18 protein-coding genes are annotated in these 16,142 nt (G+C 57.2%); 6 read left to right on the plus strand and 12 right to left on the minus strand.

Annotation, left to right across the window (positions count from 1 at the left end):
- The first annotated feature begins 2 nt into the window (after window positions 1-2).
- Window positions 3-1,223 (plus strand): MDR family MFS transporter, encoded by a 1,221-nt coding sequence (locus V1566_RS21370; RefSeq protein ID WP_395304566.1) that lies wholly within the window; start codon window positions 3-5, stop codon window positions 1,221-1,223.
- 5 nt (window positions 1,224-1,228) lie between these two features.
- Here V1566_RS21370 and V1566_RS21375 read toward each other — a convergent pair whose 3' ends face one another.
- A complete protein-coding gene (locus V1566_RS21375; RefSeq protein WP_024909244.1) occupies window positions 1,229-1,573 on the minus strand; it encodes a nitrous oxide-stimulated promoter family protein in 345 nt (114 codons plus the stop codon).
- A gap of 175 nt (window positions 1,574-1,748) precedes the next feature.
- Between V1566_RS21375 and V1566_RS21380 the strand changes: the two genes are divergently transcribed.
- Together V1566_RS21380 and mutS are read left to right on the plus strand one after the other, a co-directional pair.
- Window positions 1,749-1,979 (plus strand): SymE family type I addiction module toxin, encoded by a 231-nt coding sequence (locus V1566_RS21380; RefSeq protein ID WP_395304567.1) that lies wholly within the window; start codon window positions 1,749-1,751, stop codon window positions 1,977-1,979.
- A gap of 113 nt (window positions 1,980-2,092) precedes the next feature.
- Entirely contained in the window at window positions 2,093-4,654 is a 2,562-nt protein-coding gene (gene mutS / locus V1566_RS21385; RefSeq protein ID WP_395304568.1) for a DNA mismatch repair protein MutS, read from the plus strand.
- A 136-nt stretch (window positions 4,655-4,790) separates the two neighbouring features.
- Here the strand turns inward: mutS and V1566_RS21390 are convergent, their stop codons facing one another.
- Genes V1566_RS21390 through V1566_RS21400 form a run of 3 tightly spaced genes read right to left on the minus strand, consistent with a single transcriptional unit; the run spans window position 4,791 to window position 7,042 of the window.
- Complete coding sequence (locus tag V1566_RS21390; protein ID WP_033146398.1) at window positions 4,791-5,012, minus strand: non-oxidative hydroxyarylic acid decarboxylases subunit D; 222 nt, start codon at window positions 5,010-5,012, stop codon at window positions 4,791-4,793.
- A gap of 10 nt (window positions 5,013-5,022) precedes the next feature.
- Entirely contained in the window at window positions 5,023-6,450 is a 1,428-nt protein-coding gene (locus tag V1566_RS21395; protein WP_395304569.1) for a non-oxidative hydroxyarylic acid decarboxylases subunit C, read from the minus strand.
- Window positions 6,440-7,042: a non-oxidative hydroxyarylic acid decarboxylases subunit B gene (locus tag V1566_RS21400; protein ID WP_008499595.1), complete on the minus strand. Its 603-nt coding sequence runs from the start codon at window positions 7,040-7,042 to the stop codon at window positions 6,440-6,442. Before V1566_RS21400 ends, V1566_RS21395 begins: the two co-directional genes overlap by 11 nt.
- Window positions 7,043-7,213: 171 nt before the next feature.
- Here V1566_RS21400 and V1566_RS21405 point away from each other — a divergent pair, with 171 nt between their 5' ends.
- A complete protein-coding gene (locus V1566_RS21405) occupies window positions 7,214-7,621 on the plus strand; it encodes a MarR family winged helix-turn-helix transcriptional regulator (protein ID WP_395304570.1) in 408 nt (135 codons plus the stop codon).
- Here the strand turns inward: V1566_RS21405 and V1566_RS21410 are convergent.
- Entirely contained in the window at window positions 7,618-8,505 is an 888-nt protein-coding gene (locus V1566_RS21410; protein ID WP_395306025.1) for a LysR family transcriptional regulator, read from the minus strand. The genes V1566_RS21405 and V1566_RS21410 overlap by 4 nt on opposite strands.
- Before the next feature lie 108 nt (window positions 8,506-8,613).
- Here V1566_RS21410 and V1566_RS21415 point away from each other — a divergent pair, with 108 nt between their 5' ends.
- Together V1566_RS21415 and V1566_RS21420 are read left to right on the plus strand one after the other, a co-directional pair.
- Complete coding sequence (locus V1566_RS21415) at window positions 8,614-9,816, plus strand: MFS transporter (RefSeq protein WP_395304571.1); 1,203 nt, start codon at window positions 8,614-8,616, stop codon at window positions 9,814-9,816.
- Entirely contained in the window at window positions 9,813-10,190 is a 378-nt protein-coding gene (locus V1566_RS21420; protein WP_395304572.1) for a DUF4440 domain-containing protein, read from the plus strand. Before V1566_RS21415 ends, V1566_RS21420 begins: the two co-directional genes overlap by 4 nt.
- Window positions 10,191-10,242: 52 nt before the next feature.
- On the opposite strand, the gene rpoS is transcribed toward V1566_RS21420, so the two are convergent.
- The 7 genes from rpoS to ispD form a co-directional block, all read right to left on the minus strand.
- Window positions 10,243-11,235, minus strand: coding sequence for an RNA polymerase sigma factor RpoS (gene rpoS / locus V1566_RS21425; RefSeq protein ID WP_008499600.1), 993 nt, complete (start codon window positions 11,233-11,235; stop codon window positions 10,243-10,245).
- Window positions 11,236-11,294: 59 nt separating this feature from the next.
- Window positions 11,295-12,419, minus strand: coding sequence for a murein hydrolase activator NlpD (nlpD, locus tag V1566_RS21430; RefSeq protein WP_029741538.1), 1,125 nt, complete (start codon window positions 12,417-12,419; stop codon window positions 11,295-11,297).
- 116 nt (window positions 12,420-12,535) lie between these two features.
- Window positions 12,536-13,162, minus strand: a complete 627-nt coding sequence (locus V1566_RS21435) for a protein-L-isoaspartate(D-aspartate) O-methyltransferase (RefSeq protein ID WP_023333224.1) — start codon at window positions 13,160-13,162, stop codon at window positions 12,536-12,538.
- Window positions 13,156-13,917, minus strand: a complete 762-nt coding sequence (surE, locus tag V1566_RS21440) for a 5'/3'-nucleotidase SurE (protein ID WP_121932265.1) — start codon at window positions 13,915-13,917, stop codon at window positions 13,156-13,158. The genes V1566_RS21435 and surE overlap by 7 nt, the downstream gene beginning before the upstream one ends.
- Window positions 13,898-14,947, minus strand: a complete 1,050-nt coding sequence (gene truD, locus V1566_RS21445) for a tRNA pseudouridine(13) synthase TruD (protein WP_395304573.1) — start codon at window positions 14,945-14,947, stop codon at window positions 13,898-13,900. Before truD ends, surE begins: the two co-directional genes overlap by 20 nt.
- Window positions 14,944-15,423, minus strand: coding sequence for a 2-C-methyl-D-erythritol 2,4-cyclodiphosphate synthase (gene ispF / locus V1566_RS21450; RefSeq protein WP_029741541.1), 480 nt, complete (start codon window positions 15,421-15,423; stop codon window positions 14,944-14,946). Before ispF ends, truD begins: the two co-directional genes overlap by 4 nt.
- On the minus strand, window positions 15,423-16,133 hold the full coding sequence (gene ispD, locus V1566_RS21455; protein WP_039263357.1) for a 2-C-methyl-D-erythritol 4-phosphate cytidylyltransferase: 711 nt from the start codon (window positions 16,131-16,133) through the stop codon (window positions 15,423-15,425). The genes ispF and ispD overlap by 1 nt, the downstream gene beginning before the upstream one ends.
- Window positions 16,134-16,142 lie beyond the last annotated feature (9 nt).

Below are 16,142 nucleotides of genomic sequence, written 5' to 3' on the forward strand. Positions count from 1 at the left end.
CGATGCCTCTTCGCCCTGCCGCCACGCTCTGGCCACCCGTTTTACTGGGCAGCCAGTTTGTTTTTAACATTGGCTTTTACGCCGTCGTTCCCTTCCTGGCGATATTCCTGCGCGACGATATGCTGCTCTCCGGCGGGCTGATCGGGCTGATCCTGGGCCTGCGCACGTTCTCTCAGCAGGGTATGTTTATCGTCGGTGGTGCGCTCTCGGACCGGTTTGGCGCGAAAGTGATTATCCTGAGCGGCTGTATTGTTCGTGTTTCAGGCTATCTGCTGCTGGCCTTCGGGGAATCACTGTGGCCGATTATTTTGGGCGCGTGTCTGACGGGCGTTGGCGGCGCATTGTTCTCCCCCTCGATTGAGGCATTGCTGGCAAAAGCGGGCACTCACAGCGAGGCAAAAGGCAAACGAAGCCGGGCGGAGTGGTTTGCGCTCTTTGCCGTCTGTGGAGAACTCGGCGCGGTACTGGGCCCGGTTGCTGGCGCCCTGCTCACCGGCCTGGGTTTTCGTCAGGTGGCGCTAGCGGGGGCAGGCGTCTTTATCATTGCGTTAGTGGTGCTCTACTTTTGCCTGCCTGCTGCTGGCCACCGTTCACAGACGCTGAAAATACAGCCCTGGTGGACAACGTTCCGTCAGCCGCGCTTTGTCGCCTTTATTATTGCCTACAGTTCATGGCTGTTAAGTTATAACCAGCTTTATCTGGCGCTGCCGGTAGAGATCCAGCGTTCTGGCGGTAACGAGAAAGATCTCGGTCCACTTTTTATGCTGGCCTCAGTTCTGATCATCACCTTACAGCTGCCGCTGGCGCGCTTCGCCCGACGCGTGGGCGCGGTGAGAATTCTGCCGGTGGGATTTTTGCTGCTGTCAGCCGCCTTTGCGAGCGTGGCGATGTTTGCCCCGATGACGCCGCCGGAAGGCTGGCTGCGCTTACTGCCTTCAGTCTGTTTTGTGACGCTGTTGACGCTGGGGCAAATGCTGCTGGTGCCATCGGCTAAAGATCTGATCCCTCGGTTTGCGGAGGAATCAACGCTTGGCGCGCACTACGGCGCACTCGCCACCGCCGGAGGCATTGCGGTACTGGCAGGAAACCTGGTGTTTGGCAACCTGCTGGATCGCGCGCTGGTGCCCTCAACGCAGGCAATGTATCCCTGGCTGCTGCTGGCTCTTTTCCCACTCTGCAGCGCGCTGGCCCTGAACGTGATTTGCCGCCCGCTGAAACGCTGAACCGATCACTTTTTCGGACGGTACTTCTCCGGCAGTTCCGGTACGGGACGACGGTCATCTATCAGATGACGAACGGTCAGAATGGGATGACGCCATAACATACGCGGGCCTGCCCAGCGCATAACCTGCTTCATCTCTTCACGTCTGGCAGGCTGGTAGCAGTGCACCGGACACTGTTTGCAGGCAGGCTTGTCCTCACCGAAAACGCACTTATCCAGGCGCTTATCGGCATACGCGTTGAGCGCCTGATAATGCCCTTCCTCCTGAGATGCCTGCGGGCACTGCTTTTCATACAACGCGATCATTTTCGCGATGGTCTCTTTTTCTCGTGAGATACGTTTACCGGACATAACGGCTTACCGAATAATAAAGTGCATTAATAATACACCTTACAACACTGGATTTCAGCGGTTGCATTTCGTTTCCTGAAGCTTGATTCCAGTTTTCGCCCTGCACCGCCCGATAATTACTGGTATTTTATACAGGTATCAGAAATGACCTTTGTCCGTGTTGTCTGGAGACCCTATGCAAGAACTCACGATCGACAAACCCTATCGCCATTTAACAGTGGGATATTTTAGAAAGCGCCATGAGGACCGCAATACCAAGATACCGAAGCGCTACAGCGTGCATGCGGCGCTGAGCTTAAAAGGTGACTGGCTTGAAAAGGCAGGGTTTACGACCCATTCCAGAGTCAGAGTGGGCGTAGAGCATGGAAAAATTGTCATCGAATTAATGTCGGAAGGCGCCTCGTAAAGCCACGACATTTTTCTGCGCCGGACCTTTTTTTCATGCGACAATAGAAGGAACAAACGGCCACTGAGCCGATCAAAACGGTTTATTTTCAAAGAAATGGACATCATAACTCCATGAGCACAATCGACAATTTCGACGCACATACGCCGATGATGCAGCAGTATCTGAAGCTGAAAGCACAGCACCCAGAAATCCTGCTGTTTTACCGTATGGGTGATTTTTACGAGCTGTTTTATGACGATGCTAAGCGTGCATCGCAGCTGCTCGACATCTCGCTGACCAAACGTGGCGCATCAGCAGGCGAACCCATCCCTATGGCAGGTATCCCACACCACGCGGTGGAAAACTACCTGGCGAAGCTGGTGAATCAGGGTGAGTCCGTCGCCATCTGCGAACAGATCGGCGATCCGGCGACCTCAAAAGGCCCGGTGGAACGCAAAGTCGTGCGCATCGTCACGCCTGGCACCATCAGTGATGAAGCCCTGTTACAGGAACGCCAGGATAACCTGCTGGCAGCGCTGTGGCAGGACGGTAAAGGGTTTGGCTACGCGACACTGGATATCAGCTCCGGACGTTTTCGCCTGAGTGAACCGGCTGACCGTGAAACGATGGCAGCCGAACTGCAGCGCACCAACCCGGCAGAATTGCTCTATGCCGAAGATTTCGCCGAAATGGCGCTGATTGAAGGTCGTCGCGGGTTGCGTCGTCGCCCGCTGTGGGAATTCGAAATTGATACCGCGCGCCAGCAGCTGAATCTGCAGTTTGGCACCCGCGATCTGATTGGCTTTGGCGTTGAAAATGCCCCGCGCGGGCTGTGTGCGGCAGGGTGTCTCCTGCAGTACGTAAAAGATACCCAACGCACTTCCCTGCCGCATATCCGCTCTATCACCATGGAGCGCCAGCAGGACAGCATCATCATGGATGCCGCCACGCGCCGTAACCTGGAGATCACGCAGAACCTGGCGGGTGGCGTAGAAAATACGCTCGCGTCGGTCCTCGACAGTACGGTGACGCCAATGGGCAGCCGCATGCTGAAACGCTGGCTGCATATGCCGATCCGCGATACCGATACGCTGGTTTGCCGTCAGCAGACGATTGCTGCGTTGCAGGATCGCTATACCGAGCTGCAGCCGGTCCTGCGCCAGGTGGGCGATCTGGAGCGTATCCTTGCTCGTCTGGCACTGCGAACTGCACGACCGCGCGACCTCGCGCGGATGCGTCATGCTTTCCAGCAACTGCCGGAACTGCGCACGCAGTTGAGTGACGTCGACAGCGCGCCGGTACAGAAACTCCGCGAAACCATGGGCGAGTTTACCGAACTTCGCGAGCTGCTGGAGCGCGCCATTATCGATGCGCCTCCGGTTCTGGTGCGTGATGGCGGCGTAATTGCCCCAGGCTACAACGAAGAGCTGGACGAATGGCGCGCGCTGGCCGACGGTGCGACGGACTACCTCGACAAGCTGGAAATCCGCGAGCGCGAACGTCTTGGGCTCGACACCCTGAAAGTGGGGTATAACGCGGTACACGGTTACTATATTCAGATCAGCCGCGGGCAGAGCCACCTGGCGCCTATTCACTACGTGCGCCGCCAGACGTTGAAGAACGCCGAACGCTACATCATACCTGAACTGAAAGAGTACGAAGACAAAGTCCTCACCTCGAAAGGTAAGGCGCTGGCGCTGGAAAAACAGCTTTATGACGAGCTGTTCGACATGCTGATGCCGCACCTGGCCGACCTGCAGCTGAGCGCCAGCGCGCTGGCGGAGCTGGACGTACTGGTGAATCTGGCAGAGCGCGCTGAAACGCTGAACTATACCTGCCCGACCTTTACTGACAAGCCCGGCATTCGTATCACAGAGGGCCGTCACCCGGTGGTAGAGCAGGTGCTGAATGAACCGTTCATTGCCAACCCGCTGAGCCTGTCACCGCAGAGAAGAATGTTGATCATTACCGGTCCGAACATGGGCGGTAAGAGTACCTATATGCGTCAGACGGCGCTGATCGCCCTGCTCGCGTATATCGGCAGCTACGTCCCGGCGCAAAACGTGGAGATTGGCCCTATCGACCGTATCTTTACCCGCGTCGGAGCTGCGGACGATCTGGCAAGCGGCCGCTCAACCTTTATGGTCGAAATGACCGAAACGGCAAACATTCTGCATAACGCGACGGAGCACAGCCTGGTGCTGATGGACGAAGTCGGACGCGGAACGTCAACCTATGATGGCCTGTCGCTGGCCTGGGCCTGTGCGGAAAGCCTCGCGAATAAAATCAAGGCCATGACGCTGTTCGCCACCCACTATTTCGAACTGACGCAGCTGCCGGAGAAAATGGAAGGGGTTGCGAACGTTCATCTGGATGCGCTGGAGCATGGCGATACCATTGCCTTTATGCACACGGTGCAGGATGGCGCGGCGAGCAAGAGCTATGGCCTGGCCGTCGCGGCGCTGGCAGGTGTGCCTAAGGACGTGATCAAGCGCGCGCGTCAGAAACTGCGTGAACTGGAAAGCCTGTCACCGAATGCGGCGGCGACGCAGATTGACGGCACCCAGATGTCGCTGCTGGTGCCTGCGGAAGAGACGTCGCCAGCGGTGGAAGCGCTGGAGAACCTCGACCCGGATTCACTGACGCCGCGTCAGGCGCTGGAGTGGATTTATCGGTTGAAGAGTCTGGTTTAGTTTTCTGCGGTCTGTTTTGTCGGGTGGCGGCTTCGCCTTACCCGACCTACAAACCGTAGGCCCGGTAAGCGCAGCGCCACCGGGCAAAAGACCGCACAATATTATCGCCCGGTAAGCGCAGCGCCACCGTTTTTTTTTACAACAGCGGCGGGATCGTTGGCACCTGCGGCGCCTCATCAATATCCTTCTGCGTCATGCGGAACGCTTCCGGGTAATGCTCACGGCTGGTACGGCGCAGCGGTTCAGTATTGCGCCAGGTATACAAACAATGCTGGCACTGGTAAACGGTCCAGACCCCTTTTACCGGCGACGTCGCCATCACTTCAATATGCTCATCGGCACAACGTGGACAAATCATCTTTTCCTCCTTATTGACGTGCTGCCAGCATCGCGGTCAGTTTTTCAGCCCAGGCTTTGGTTTCAGGCAGATCCTGTACCGGCTGGCTGTAGTGTCCCCGGGTGTCCGGTGCGACAGGCGTGGTGGCATCGATAATCAGCTTGTCGGTAATGCCCGCCGGGCTGGATCCAGGGTCAAGCTCAAGGACCGACATGTTCGGCAGCTGCACCAGATCCCCTGCCGGGTTCACTTTCGACGACAGCGCCCACATCACCTGTGGTAGGTTGAACGGATCGACATTCTCATCCACCATGATTACCATCTTCACGTAGCCCAGACCGTGCGGCGTGGTCATGGCGCGTAAACCGACCGCGCGGGCAAAACCGCCGTAACGCTTTTTGGTGGAGATAATCGCCAGCAGACCGTGGGTGTACATCGCGTTCACCGCCTGCACTTCCGGGAATTCCGCTTTCAGCTGCTGGTAGAGCGGCACGCAGGTAGCCGGTCCCATCAGATAGTCGATCTCGGTCCACGGCATGCCAAGGTAAAGGGATTCGAAAATCGGTTTGGTGCGGTAAGAGACTTTGTCGATACGGACAACCGTCATGTTACGGCCACCGGAATAGTGTCCGGTAAACTCGCCAAACGGCCCTTCGATTTCACGCTTGCGGCCCTCAATCACCCCTTCCAGGATCACTTCAGAACCCCACGGCACGTCGAAGCCGGTCAGCGGCGCGGTGGCAATCGGGTACGGGCTTTCACGTAGCGCGCCGGCCATTTCATACTCGGACTGATCGTATTTCAGCGGCGTGGCGCCCATCAGGGTGATGATCGGGTCGTTGCCGAGGGTAATGGCAATCGGCAGGTCTTCACCGCGCTCTTCCGCTTTGTGCAGATGCAGAGCGATATCGTGCATCGGTACCGGCTGGAGGCCGAGCTTGCGCTTGCCCTTCACTTCCATGCGGTAGATCCCGACGTTTTGCTTGCCGAAGTGATCCGGGTCGAGCGGATCGCGCGAGACAACGCACGCTTTATCGAGATAAAAACCACCGTCACCGTCGTTCAGGCGAAACAGCGGCAGGATATCGAACAGGTTAATGTCTTCACCGTCCACCGTATTCTGCGCCCAGGCCGGGTTAGCGCGGAGCTCCGGTGTGACGGGGAATTTATCCCAACGGCGGATAAACTCGTCGATCTGTTTTTTTACCGGGGTGTTCGCAGGCAGCCCCATCGAAATGGCGTGGTTCTGCCAGGAGCCGATGGTGTTCATCACCACGCGGGCATCGGTAAAGCCACGAATGTTGTCGAACCACAGCGCGGGCGCGCCGTCGCCAATGCGGCCGGTCGCGTTGGCTGCCGCCGCCAGATCGGGCTCGGCGTTTACCTCTTCCTCAATTTTCAGCAGTTGCCCTTGCTCATCGAGCGCCTGCAGGAAGCTTCTCAAATCATCAAATGCCATCTTTATTCTCCTGTGAAAAATGTTTCGCCTCCCGCAAACCGTTCCAGCGGCGCGCCTTTTTATGCTCCAGACCGAACTGGTCGAGCACGCGGGTCACGATGTGCTGGGTAATGTCATCGGCGGTTTGCGGGTGGTTGTAATAGGCAGGCATGGGCGGCACCATCGCCACGCCCATGCGGGAAAGGGCAAGCATGTTCTCAAGATGAATGGTGCTGAGCGGCGTTTCACGGGGAACCAGCACTAGCTTGCGCCCCTCTTTCAGCACCACGTCCGCCGCACGTCCCACCAGCCCTTCGGCGTAGCCCGCGCGGATACCCGCCAGCGTTTTCATGCTGCAGGGAATGACGATCATGCCGTCGGTGCGAAACGAGCCGGAGGAGATGGTGGCGGCCTGGTCAGCCGGACTGTGGACAACGTCAGCCAGGGCAGCAACGTCCTGCGCGGTGTAAGGCGTTTCCAGCTCAATGGTGGTTTTTGCCCACTTCGACATCACCAGATGGGTTTCCACCTCCGGCATTTCCCGCAGCGCCTGCAGCAGCGCCACGCCCAGCGGCGCGCCCGTTGCTCCCGTCATTCCTACTATCAATCTCATTCATCACCCCCATGATTTGTTCGTATACGAACATTATCAATAAGCTACTCCAGGATTGTTTTCCTGACAAGATCGTTCGCATACGATCACACGAATGGCTAAAAAATGCCGCGTTAAAATTGAGAGCAATAGCGGCTATCATAGGGGGAGATTTTTTCCGTCGGAGTGTTCATGGAACTAAGACAAGAGGCGTTCCACCTGTTACGTCAGCTTTTTCAACAGCATACCGCGCAGTGGCAACATGCCTTACCGGAACTGACCAAACCACAGTATGCGGTTATGCGCTCCATTGCCGAGCATCCGGGTATTGAGCAGGTGGCATTGACCGAAGTGGCGGTCAGCACGAAAGCGACCCTGGCGGAGATGCTCAGCCGCATGGAGGCGCGCGGTCTGGTGAAACGCGAGCACGATCCTTCCGATAAGCGCCGCCGGTTTGTCTTTCTGACGCCAGAAGGTGAAGCCCTGCTTGCAGGTTGTAAACCGGTTGGCAACGAGGTGGATGAGGCGTTTTTAGGACGTCTTAACAAGGCCGAGCGGGAGCAGTTCTCTGCGCTCATCAAAAAAATGATGCACGATTAATTCACGCTGGTGCGCATAAAATCGATAAAGGTGCGCACTTTTGCTGACACATGCCGGGCATCAGGATAAACCGCATAGATGCCCTGCTGCGCAAAGGTATATCCCGGTAAAGCCGGGACCAGTTTTCCCGCATCAAGCGCATCGCGCGCCAGCCATTCCGGCAGTAACGCCACGCCTCCACCTGCGAGCGCAAAAGCCATAAGAGCCTGAGCGCTGTCGGCAAACAGGCGCGGCGCTTTTTTTATCTCCAGCATTTCAGGCGCACCGCTGGCATCTCTCACCTGCCAGCGCAGCGGCGAGGCCAGACGCTCGTGAATAATCCAGTCCACGTGGGCCAGCTGCGCGAGCGTTTCGATCGGATGGTTAACGAGCCACCCGGGCGTCGCGACGGGGAGAATGGAGAAGTGCGAAATCAGCGCGGCGTGGTTGCGCGAATCGGCAAGCGTTCCCAGCCGGATGGCCACGTCAAAGCGCTCCGAGATAAGGTCGGCGTGCAGGGACGACGAAACATGCCGCACGCGAAGATCCGGGTGCTGCTGGCTAAACCTGGCCAGCAGCGCTACCACCACCTGTGAGCCATACTCGGGGGTAGTCGTGATCCGCAGTTCGCCAGTAAGCCCCGCATGATTCGCGCGGACATCATCCTGCAGCCGTTCGGCATCCTTCAGAAGCGCCACGCTGCGCTGATGAAATAGCGCCCCCGCCTCGGTTAACGTCAGGCGGCGGGTGGAGCGCAGCAGCAGCGTAACGCCCAGCTCATCTTCAAGCTGGCGAATATTGAAGCTGACCACGGCTTTTGTCAGCCCCATCGCCTCGGCTGCGGCAGTGAAACTGCCGGTGTCGGCCACCGCGACAAACATCTGCGCCCGCTGCAGGTTAATCATCATCACGCCCTTTACTGTCAAAATATTTTTTACAGTATATCGCGTTTTGTCAGGTTTATCCGTGCTTCTGGGGTAGATACGATACGCCACCTCACCGGAGGATCCACCATGACGTATCGCAGCAAAGTCGCCGTTGTTTATCTGCTGGGCTTTTTTCTTGATTTGATCAACATGTTTATTGCCAGCGTCGCGTTCCCGGCAATGGCTCACACATTTAACACCACGCCTTCAGCCCTATCCTGGGTCAGTAACGGGTACATTGCCGGCCTGACGCTGGTGATCCCGTTCAGCAGCGTGCTCACGCGCCGCATCGGGCCAAAGCGCGTCATCCTGCTCTCGCTTTTTCTGTTCAGCGCAGCCTCCGCAGCGGCGGGCCTGTCTGCAACGCTTGAAGGTCTGATTGCCTGGCGAGTACTCCAGGGCGTGGGAGGAGGCTTACTGATCCCCGTAGGACAGGCGCTGACCTGGCAACAGTTTAAGCCTCACGAGCGGGCCCAACTCTCCTCGGCGGTAATGCTGGTCGCGCTGCTTGCCCCGGCCTGCTCCCCGGCGATCGGGGGACTGCTGGTGCAGACGCTAAGCTGGCGATGGATATTTTTCGCCACGCTGCCGGTCGCTATCGTGACCTTTGTTTTAGCCTGCCTGTGGCTTAAACACGAAATGCCTGCGATGAACGCGGCCAGACTGCTAAACCTGTCGCTGCTTGCGGACCCGCTTTTGCGTTTTTCCATGCTTGTCTATATCTGCGTACCCGGCATGTTTATTGGGGTGAACGTCACGGGCATGTTTTATCTTCAGCACGTGGCGAACATGAGCCCCGCCGCAACGGGCATGCTTATGCTGCCGTGGTCCGTGGCATCGTTTATCGCCATCACGGCAACGGGACGCTATTTTAACCGTATCGGCCCCCGACCGCTGATCGTCATCGGCTGCCTGCTGCAGGCGACGGGTATTCTGCTTTTGATTAACGTCAGTTCGGCTACGCTGCTGCCTGCCGCTGCGTTTACCCTGATGGGCGCGGGGGGAAGCCTGTGCAGCAGTACGGCTCAGAGCAGCGCTTTTCTGACGACGCGCCGGGAAGAGATGCCGGATGCCAGCGCGCTGTGGAATCTTAATCGTCAGCTCAGCTTTTTTTCCGGTGCCCTGCTGCTGGCGCAGGCGCTGAACCTGGCGCAGGCCTGGCTGACGCCGCTCGCCGCCTGGCACGGGATGTTTATTTTTGCCGCAGGCATGACCTTGCTGCCTGTACTGTACGTTTTTCGTCTTAACAATACGCAGGTGCTCACCCAGCTGCGACAGGAGAATTCATGACGCCTTTCGAACACGACATTATCGACCTCCACATTGCGCTTGAAGACTGGTTAGGCAAAGGTGAAGGTGATCCCGACGCCCTGCACGCCCGTTTCCGTCCAGATTTCCTGATGATCCCGCCGGGCGGCGTTCATATCAACTATATCGGTCTGGTCAGTTTTCTGGAAAAACAGCGCGGGAGCCGTCCTGGACTGAAGATCGTCATTGACGAATTATCCACGATCGAGCGCTGGGAACGTTGCGCGGTGCTGCACTACCGGGAGACGCAAACCCGGCCAGACCTGCCCATCAACGTGCGCTGGTCAACCGCGGTGCTCAATCAGGAAGGCGATCGGATAGTGTGGCGCCTGCTGCACGAAACGGCGCAGCCGTAGCGCAAAAGAAAAAGGCCCGTCTCACGACGGGCCTTTTTTGACGAAAGGTTGCTTATTCGCGGAACAGCGCTTCGATATTCAGACCTTGCCCCTGCAGGATTTCACGCAGGCGGCGCAGACCTTCAACCTGAATCTGACGAACACGTTCACGGGTCAGGCCAATTTCGCGGCCGACGTCTTCCAGTGTCGCAGCTTCATACCCCAGTAAACCGAAACGACGTGCCAGCACTTCACGCTGTTTGGCGTTCAGCTCGAACAGCCATTTGACGATGCTCTGTTTCATGTCATCGTCCTGCGTGGTGTCTTCCGGACCGTTGTCTTTTTCATCGGCCAGGATGTCCAGCAGCGCTTTTTCGGAGTCGCCACCCAGCGGGGTGTCAACGGAGGTAATGCGCTCGTTGAGACGCAGCATACGGCTTACGTCATCAACCGGTTTATCGAGTTGTTCGGCAATTTCTTCTGCGCTTGGCTCGTGGTCCAGTTTATGGGACAACTCGCGCGCGGTGCGCAGATAAACGTTCAACTCTTTGACGATGTGAATCGGCAGGCGGATCGTACGGGTCTGGTTCATAATAGCCCGTTCGATGGTCTGACGAATCCACCAGGTCGCGTAGGTTGAGAAACGGAACCCGCGTTCCGGGTCAAACTTCTCAACTGCGCGGATGAGACCTAAGTTGCCCTCTTCAATCAGATCCAGCAGAGCCAGACCACGATTGCCGTAACGGCGAGCAATTTTCACGACCAGTCGCAGGTTACTTTCAATCATGCGACGACGCGAGGCCACATCACCACGCAAAGCACGACGTGCGAAATAGACTTCTTCTTCGGCCGTTAGCAGTGGGGAGTAACCAATCTCCCCAAGGTAAAGCTGAGTCGCGTCCAGTACACGCTGTGTGGCGCCCTGCGATAACAGCTCTTCTTCAGCCAAATCGTTATCACTGGGTTCCTCTTCTACTAAGGCTTTTTCGTCAAAAGCCTCTACTCCGTTCTCATCAAATTCCGCGTCTTCATTTAAATCATGAACTTTCAGCGTATTCTGACTCATAAGGTGGCTCCTACCCGTGATCCCTGAACGAGACACCCTGGCTGGCATGCCCCGTCAAATTATCGCTGCGGCAAGTACTGCAGCGGGTTTACGGATTTCCCCTTGTAACGAATTTCAAAATGCAAGCGTGTAGAACTGGTTCCGGTGCTACCCATGGTAGCGATTTTTTGCCCCGCCTTAACTTCTTGTTGTTCCCGGACCAGCATTGTGTCGTTATGGGCGTAGGCACTCAGGTAATCATCGTTATGTTTGATGATAATAAGATTACCGTAACCGCGCAGAGCGTTACCGGCATACACAACGCGTCCGTCTGCGGTCGCGATGATAGCCTGTCCTTTACTCCCTGCGATATCAATCCCTTTATTTCCCCCCTCGGAGGAAGAGAAGTTCTCGATAACCTTGCCGTCAGTTGGCCAGCGCCAGGCAGAGATTGGCGAACTGGAGGTCATACTGCTGGCAGTCGGTTCAGTAGAGCTAACCACAGGTGCCGTTACCGGTGCTGTGACAACAGTCGCAGTCCCTTTATTATTCGGCAACATTTTGTTAGCAGTCTGATCACCTGAATCCTCAGAATACGTAATTACCGGTTGTGAAGCAACCACCGTGGTGGATTTTTGTGCAGGCTTAACGCTGTTATTTTGAGCCGTCACATCGGCCGCTGAAACGGTGTTGCCAGGCGTAAGCGGCGTGCCCGTTGCGTTGCCTACCTGGAGCGTTTGCCCAACTTCCAGACCATACGGGGCCTGGACGTTATTGCGCTGCGCGAGGTCACGGAAATCGTTCCCGGTGATCCACGCAATGTAGAACAGCGTATCGCCGCGTTTCACGGTATAGGTACTGCCACCGGTATAGCTGCCTTTCGGAATGTTCCCATACTGACGGTTATAGACTATGCGGCCATTTTGGGTCTGAACAGGCTGTTCCACTGGCTGAATCTGCGTCGGCTGCGTCATTGGACGCTGAACCGGCTGAATTGGCGGATTTTGTTGCGCCGTAGAGGTACCCATTTTAGGCGGAGGTGTGATCAACATTCCGCTGGACGTGTTACCCGAGCCGCTGTTTCCGCCGACAGAACTGACGGGCGCAGGCGCGTTGTTAGAACTTGTACAGCCTGCCAGCCAGAGCGAAACCAGTGATAATGCCGCAACACGGCTGATGGTGAATTTAGGGCTTCCCGCGCTCATTTATCCCCCAGGAATGTGTTAACTACCAGTGACTTAAAATTTACCGTGATGGCACGAATCTTTCGCGCCACACCATACGCTGAATTTGCCTTAATAACCCTGGATAATTCCGAGTCTCAGGCCAACTCCCCCTTTACCAGGGGCACAAAGCGCACGGCTTCCACGGTGTCGATAATAAACTCGCCGCCGCGACGACGAACGCGCTTCAAAAGCTGCTGCTCGTCCCCGACAGGCAGAACAAGAATGCCCCCCTCATCCAGCTGCGACAACAGGGCTGCAGGAATTTCAGGCGGGGCCGCCGTCACGATGATCGCGTCAAACGGCGCGCGCGCCTTCCAACCCTGCCATCCATCACCGTGTCGTGTCGAAACATTATGTAAATCAAGTTGTTTCAGGCGACGACGCGCCTGCCACTGTAAACCTTTAATCCGCTCAACGGAGCATACATGATGAACCAGATGCGCCAGGATCGCGGTTTGATACCCCGACCCGGTGCCAATCTCCAGCACGCGGGAGTCGGGCGTCAGTTCCAGCAGCTCCGTCATGCGCGCCACCATGTAAGGCTGCGAAATCGTCTGACCCTGCCCGATGGGCAGCGCTACGTTTTCCCACGCTTTGTGTTCAAACGCCTCGTCTACAAATTTCTCACGCGGAACCTGAGCAAGCGCTTCAAGCACGTGCTCGTCGCGGATCCCCTGCGCGCGGAGTTGTTCCAGAAGAGTTTGTACACGTTTGTTTACCATTGCGCGTTCACTCCTGCGCGATCCAGCCAGCCCGACACCACATCATGCGCGCTATACGCGGTTAAATCTACGTGCAGTGGGGTAACCGAAACATAGCCTTCATCTACGGCGGCAAAGTCGGTATCCGGACCCGCATCGCACTTATCGCCGGGAGGGCCAATCCAGTAAAGCGTGTTGCCGCGAGGATCCTGTTGCGGGATCACCTGATCGGCAGGATGTCGGCTCCCGCAACGGGTGACGCGAATGCCTTTAATTTCATCGAGAGGAAGATCCGGCACGTTGATGTTGAGGATGCGCCCGGTACGCAACGGCTCGCGGCCGAGCGCCCGCAGGATCGAACAGGTCACCGCGGCGGCGGTGTCGTAATGTGTGTGGCCGTTCAACGAGACCGCCAGCGCCGGGAACCCCAGATGGCGCCCTTCCATTGCGGCCGCCACGGTACCGGAATAAATCACGTCATCGCCGAGGTTAGGACCGGCGTTAATGCCGGAGACGACGATATCCGGACGCGGACGCATCAGCGTGTTCACGCCCAGAAAAACGCAGTCGGTTGGCGTGCCCATCTGCACAGCAATATCGCCATTTTCAAAGGTAAAGGTGCGAAGCGACGACTCCAGAGTCAGAGAGTTAGACGCTCCACTGCGGTTACGATCGGGTGCCACGACCTGCACATCCGCAAATTCACGGAGGTGTTTCGCCAGGGTCTGAATGCCTGGCGCGTGGATCCCGTCATCGTTACTCAGCAATATTCGCATAATCACCCGAGGTGTTGATAAGTTCCCTGACAACACTGGTGGCAAAGCTACCTGCCGGTAGCCAGAAGCGTAACTCAACGGTTACGTCATCCCACCAGTTCCAGCTTAACTGCTGCGGATAGAGCAGCATCGCGCGGCGTGCCGCTTCGACTTTTTCCCGCACCAGCAAGGATTGCAATTCTGGCGCATCCGCTACGGCTGACTGCTCGGCGGCCAGCGCGCCGCCCTGTGTTCCCCAGTCGCCCGTACCGGGCAACGCGGCGGTAATCATCAGCGCCTTTGCTTCCACGCGCGATTGCACATCGGCCATTTCTTCGACCGTTGCCACAAACCAGCTTCCGCGTCCCGCTAATTGTAGCGCATCGCCAACAACAACTTGATTCGCGTCTGGTTTTTTCAGCCTTTCGCTCACAATCTGATTAAACAACGCACTGCGGGCCGCCGACAACCAAAAACTGCGTTTATTCCTGTCGCGCACTGGTGCATCGCTTTGCGCCCAGCGCAGCGCCCCCTGCAGGTTGCTGCCGCCAATGCCAAAGCGCTGCGCACCAAAGTAGTTCGGTACGCCGCGTTCACTGATAGCGTTCAGACGTTTTTCAACATCTTCGCGGTGGGACACTTCACGCAGCACCAGCGTAAAGTCGTTCCCCTTCAGCGCCCCCAGACGCAGCTTGCGCTTGTGGCGAGCGAACTCCAGTACCTTACAGCCTTCAAGCTCAAATTTGCTTAAATCAGGCATCGTATTGCCGGGAACGCGCGCGCAGAGCCACTGTTCAGTGACGGCGTGTTTATCTTTCTGCCCGGCAAAGCTCACTTCGCGGGCATGAATTTTGAGGAATTTTGCCAGCGCGTCGGCCACAAAGCGGGTATTGCAGCCATTTTTCAGAATACGTACCAGGATATGTTCGCCTTCGCCATCCGGCTCAAAGCCCAGATCCTCCACCACGAGGAAATCTTCCGGGCTGGCTTTTAGCACCCCGTTCCCCTGCGGTTTACCGTGCAGGTATGTCAGGTTATCGAAGTCCGTCATTTGCTCGCCTTCAGCAGCAGCGCTACGGCTTCACAGGCAATCCCTTCGCCACGCCCTGTAAAGCCCAGCTTCTCGGTCGTGGTCGCTTTGACGTTCACGTCGTCCATATGGCAGCCCAGATCTTCTGCAATAAACACGCGCATCTGCGGAATGTGCGGCAGCATTTTCGGGGCCTGGGCAATAATCGTCACGTCGACGTTGCCGAGGGTGTAGCCTTTCGCCTGAATGCGGCGCCACGCTTCGCGCAGCAGCTCGCGGCTATCCGCCCCTTTAAATGCCGGGTCGGTGTCCGGGAACAGCTTGCCGATATCACCCAGCGCGGCAGCGCCCAGCAGCGCGTCGGTCAGCGCATGCAGTGCCACGTCGCCATCAGAATGCGCCAGCAGTCCTTTTTCATAAGGAATGCGCACGCCGCCAATGATAATTGGGCCTTCTCCGCCAAAGGCGTGTACATCAAAACCGTGTCCAATTCGCATTATGCCTTCTCCTGATGGGTCGAACGGGTAAGATAGAATTCCGCGAGCTGTAAATCTTCCGGACGCGTCACTTTAATATTATCAGCGCGTCCTTCAACAAGCTCAGGGTGGAAACCGCAATATTCCAGCGCAGAGGCTTCGTCCGTGATGGTCGCACCTTCTTTAAGCGCACGCGTTAAGCAGTCGTGGAGTAATTCGCGGGGGAAAAACTGTGGCGTCAGCGCGTGCCATAAATCGACACGATCGACGGTGTGAGCGATAGCCTGTTTACCCGGCTCGGCACGCTTCATGGTGTCGCGCACGGGCGCGGCCAGAATCCCGCCAACCTTGCTTGTTTCGCTCAGGGCCAGCAGGCGCGCAAGGTCGTCCTGATGCAGACACGGACGCGCCGCGTCATGCACCAGCACCCACGGCGCATTTCCGGCGGCCTGAATGCCCGCCAGCACGGAATCGGCGCGCTCGGCGCCACCGTCAACGACGGTAATGTGTGGATGATTTGCCAGCGGCAGCTGCGCGAAGCGAGCATCGCCAGGGCTGATAGCGATGATCACACGCGTCACCCGCGGGTGCGCCAGCAGCGCTGCCACGGCGTGCTCGAGGATCGTTTTATCGCCAATAGAGAGGTACTGCTTGGGACATTCTGTCTGCATGCGCCGGCCAAAACCTGCGGCCGGCACCACGGCGCATACGTCCGAAAAAGTTACTGCCATGTCGTAATC

It is taken from the genome of Enterobacter sp. ECC-019 (genome assembly GCF_043974075.1).
GTDB lineage: Bacteria > Pseudomonadota > Gammaproteobacteria > Enterobacterales > Enterobacteriaceae > Enterobacter > Enterobacter asburiae_D.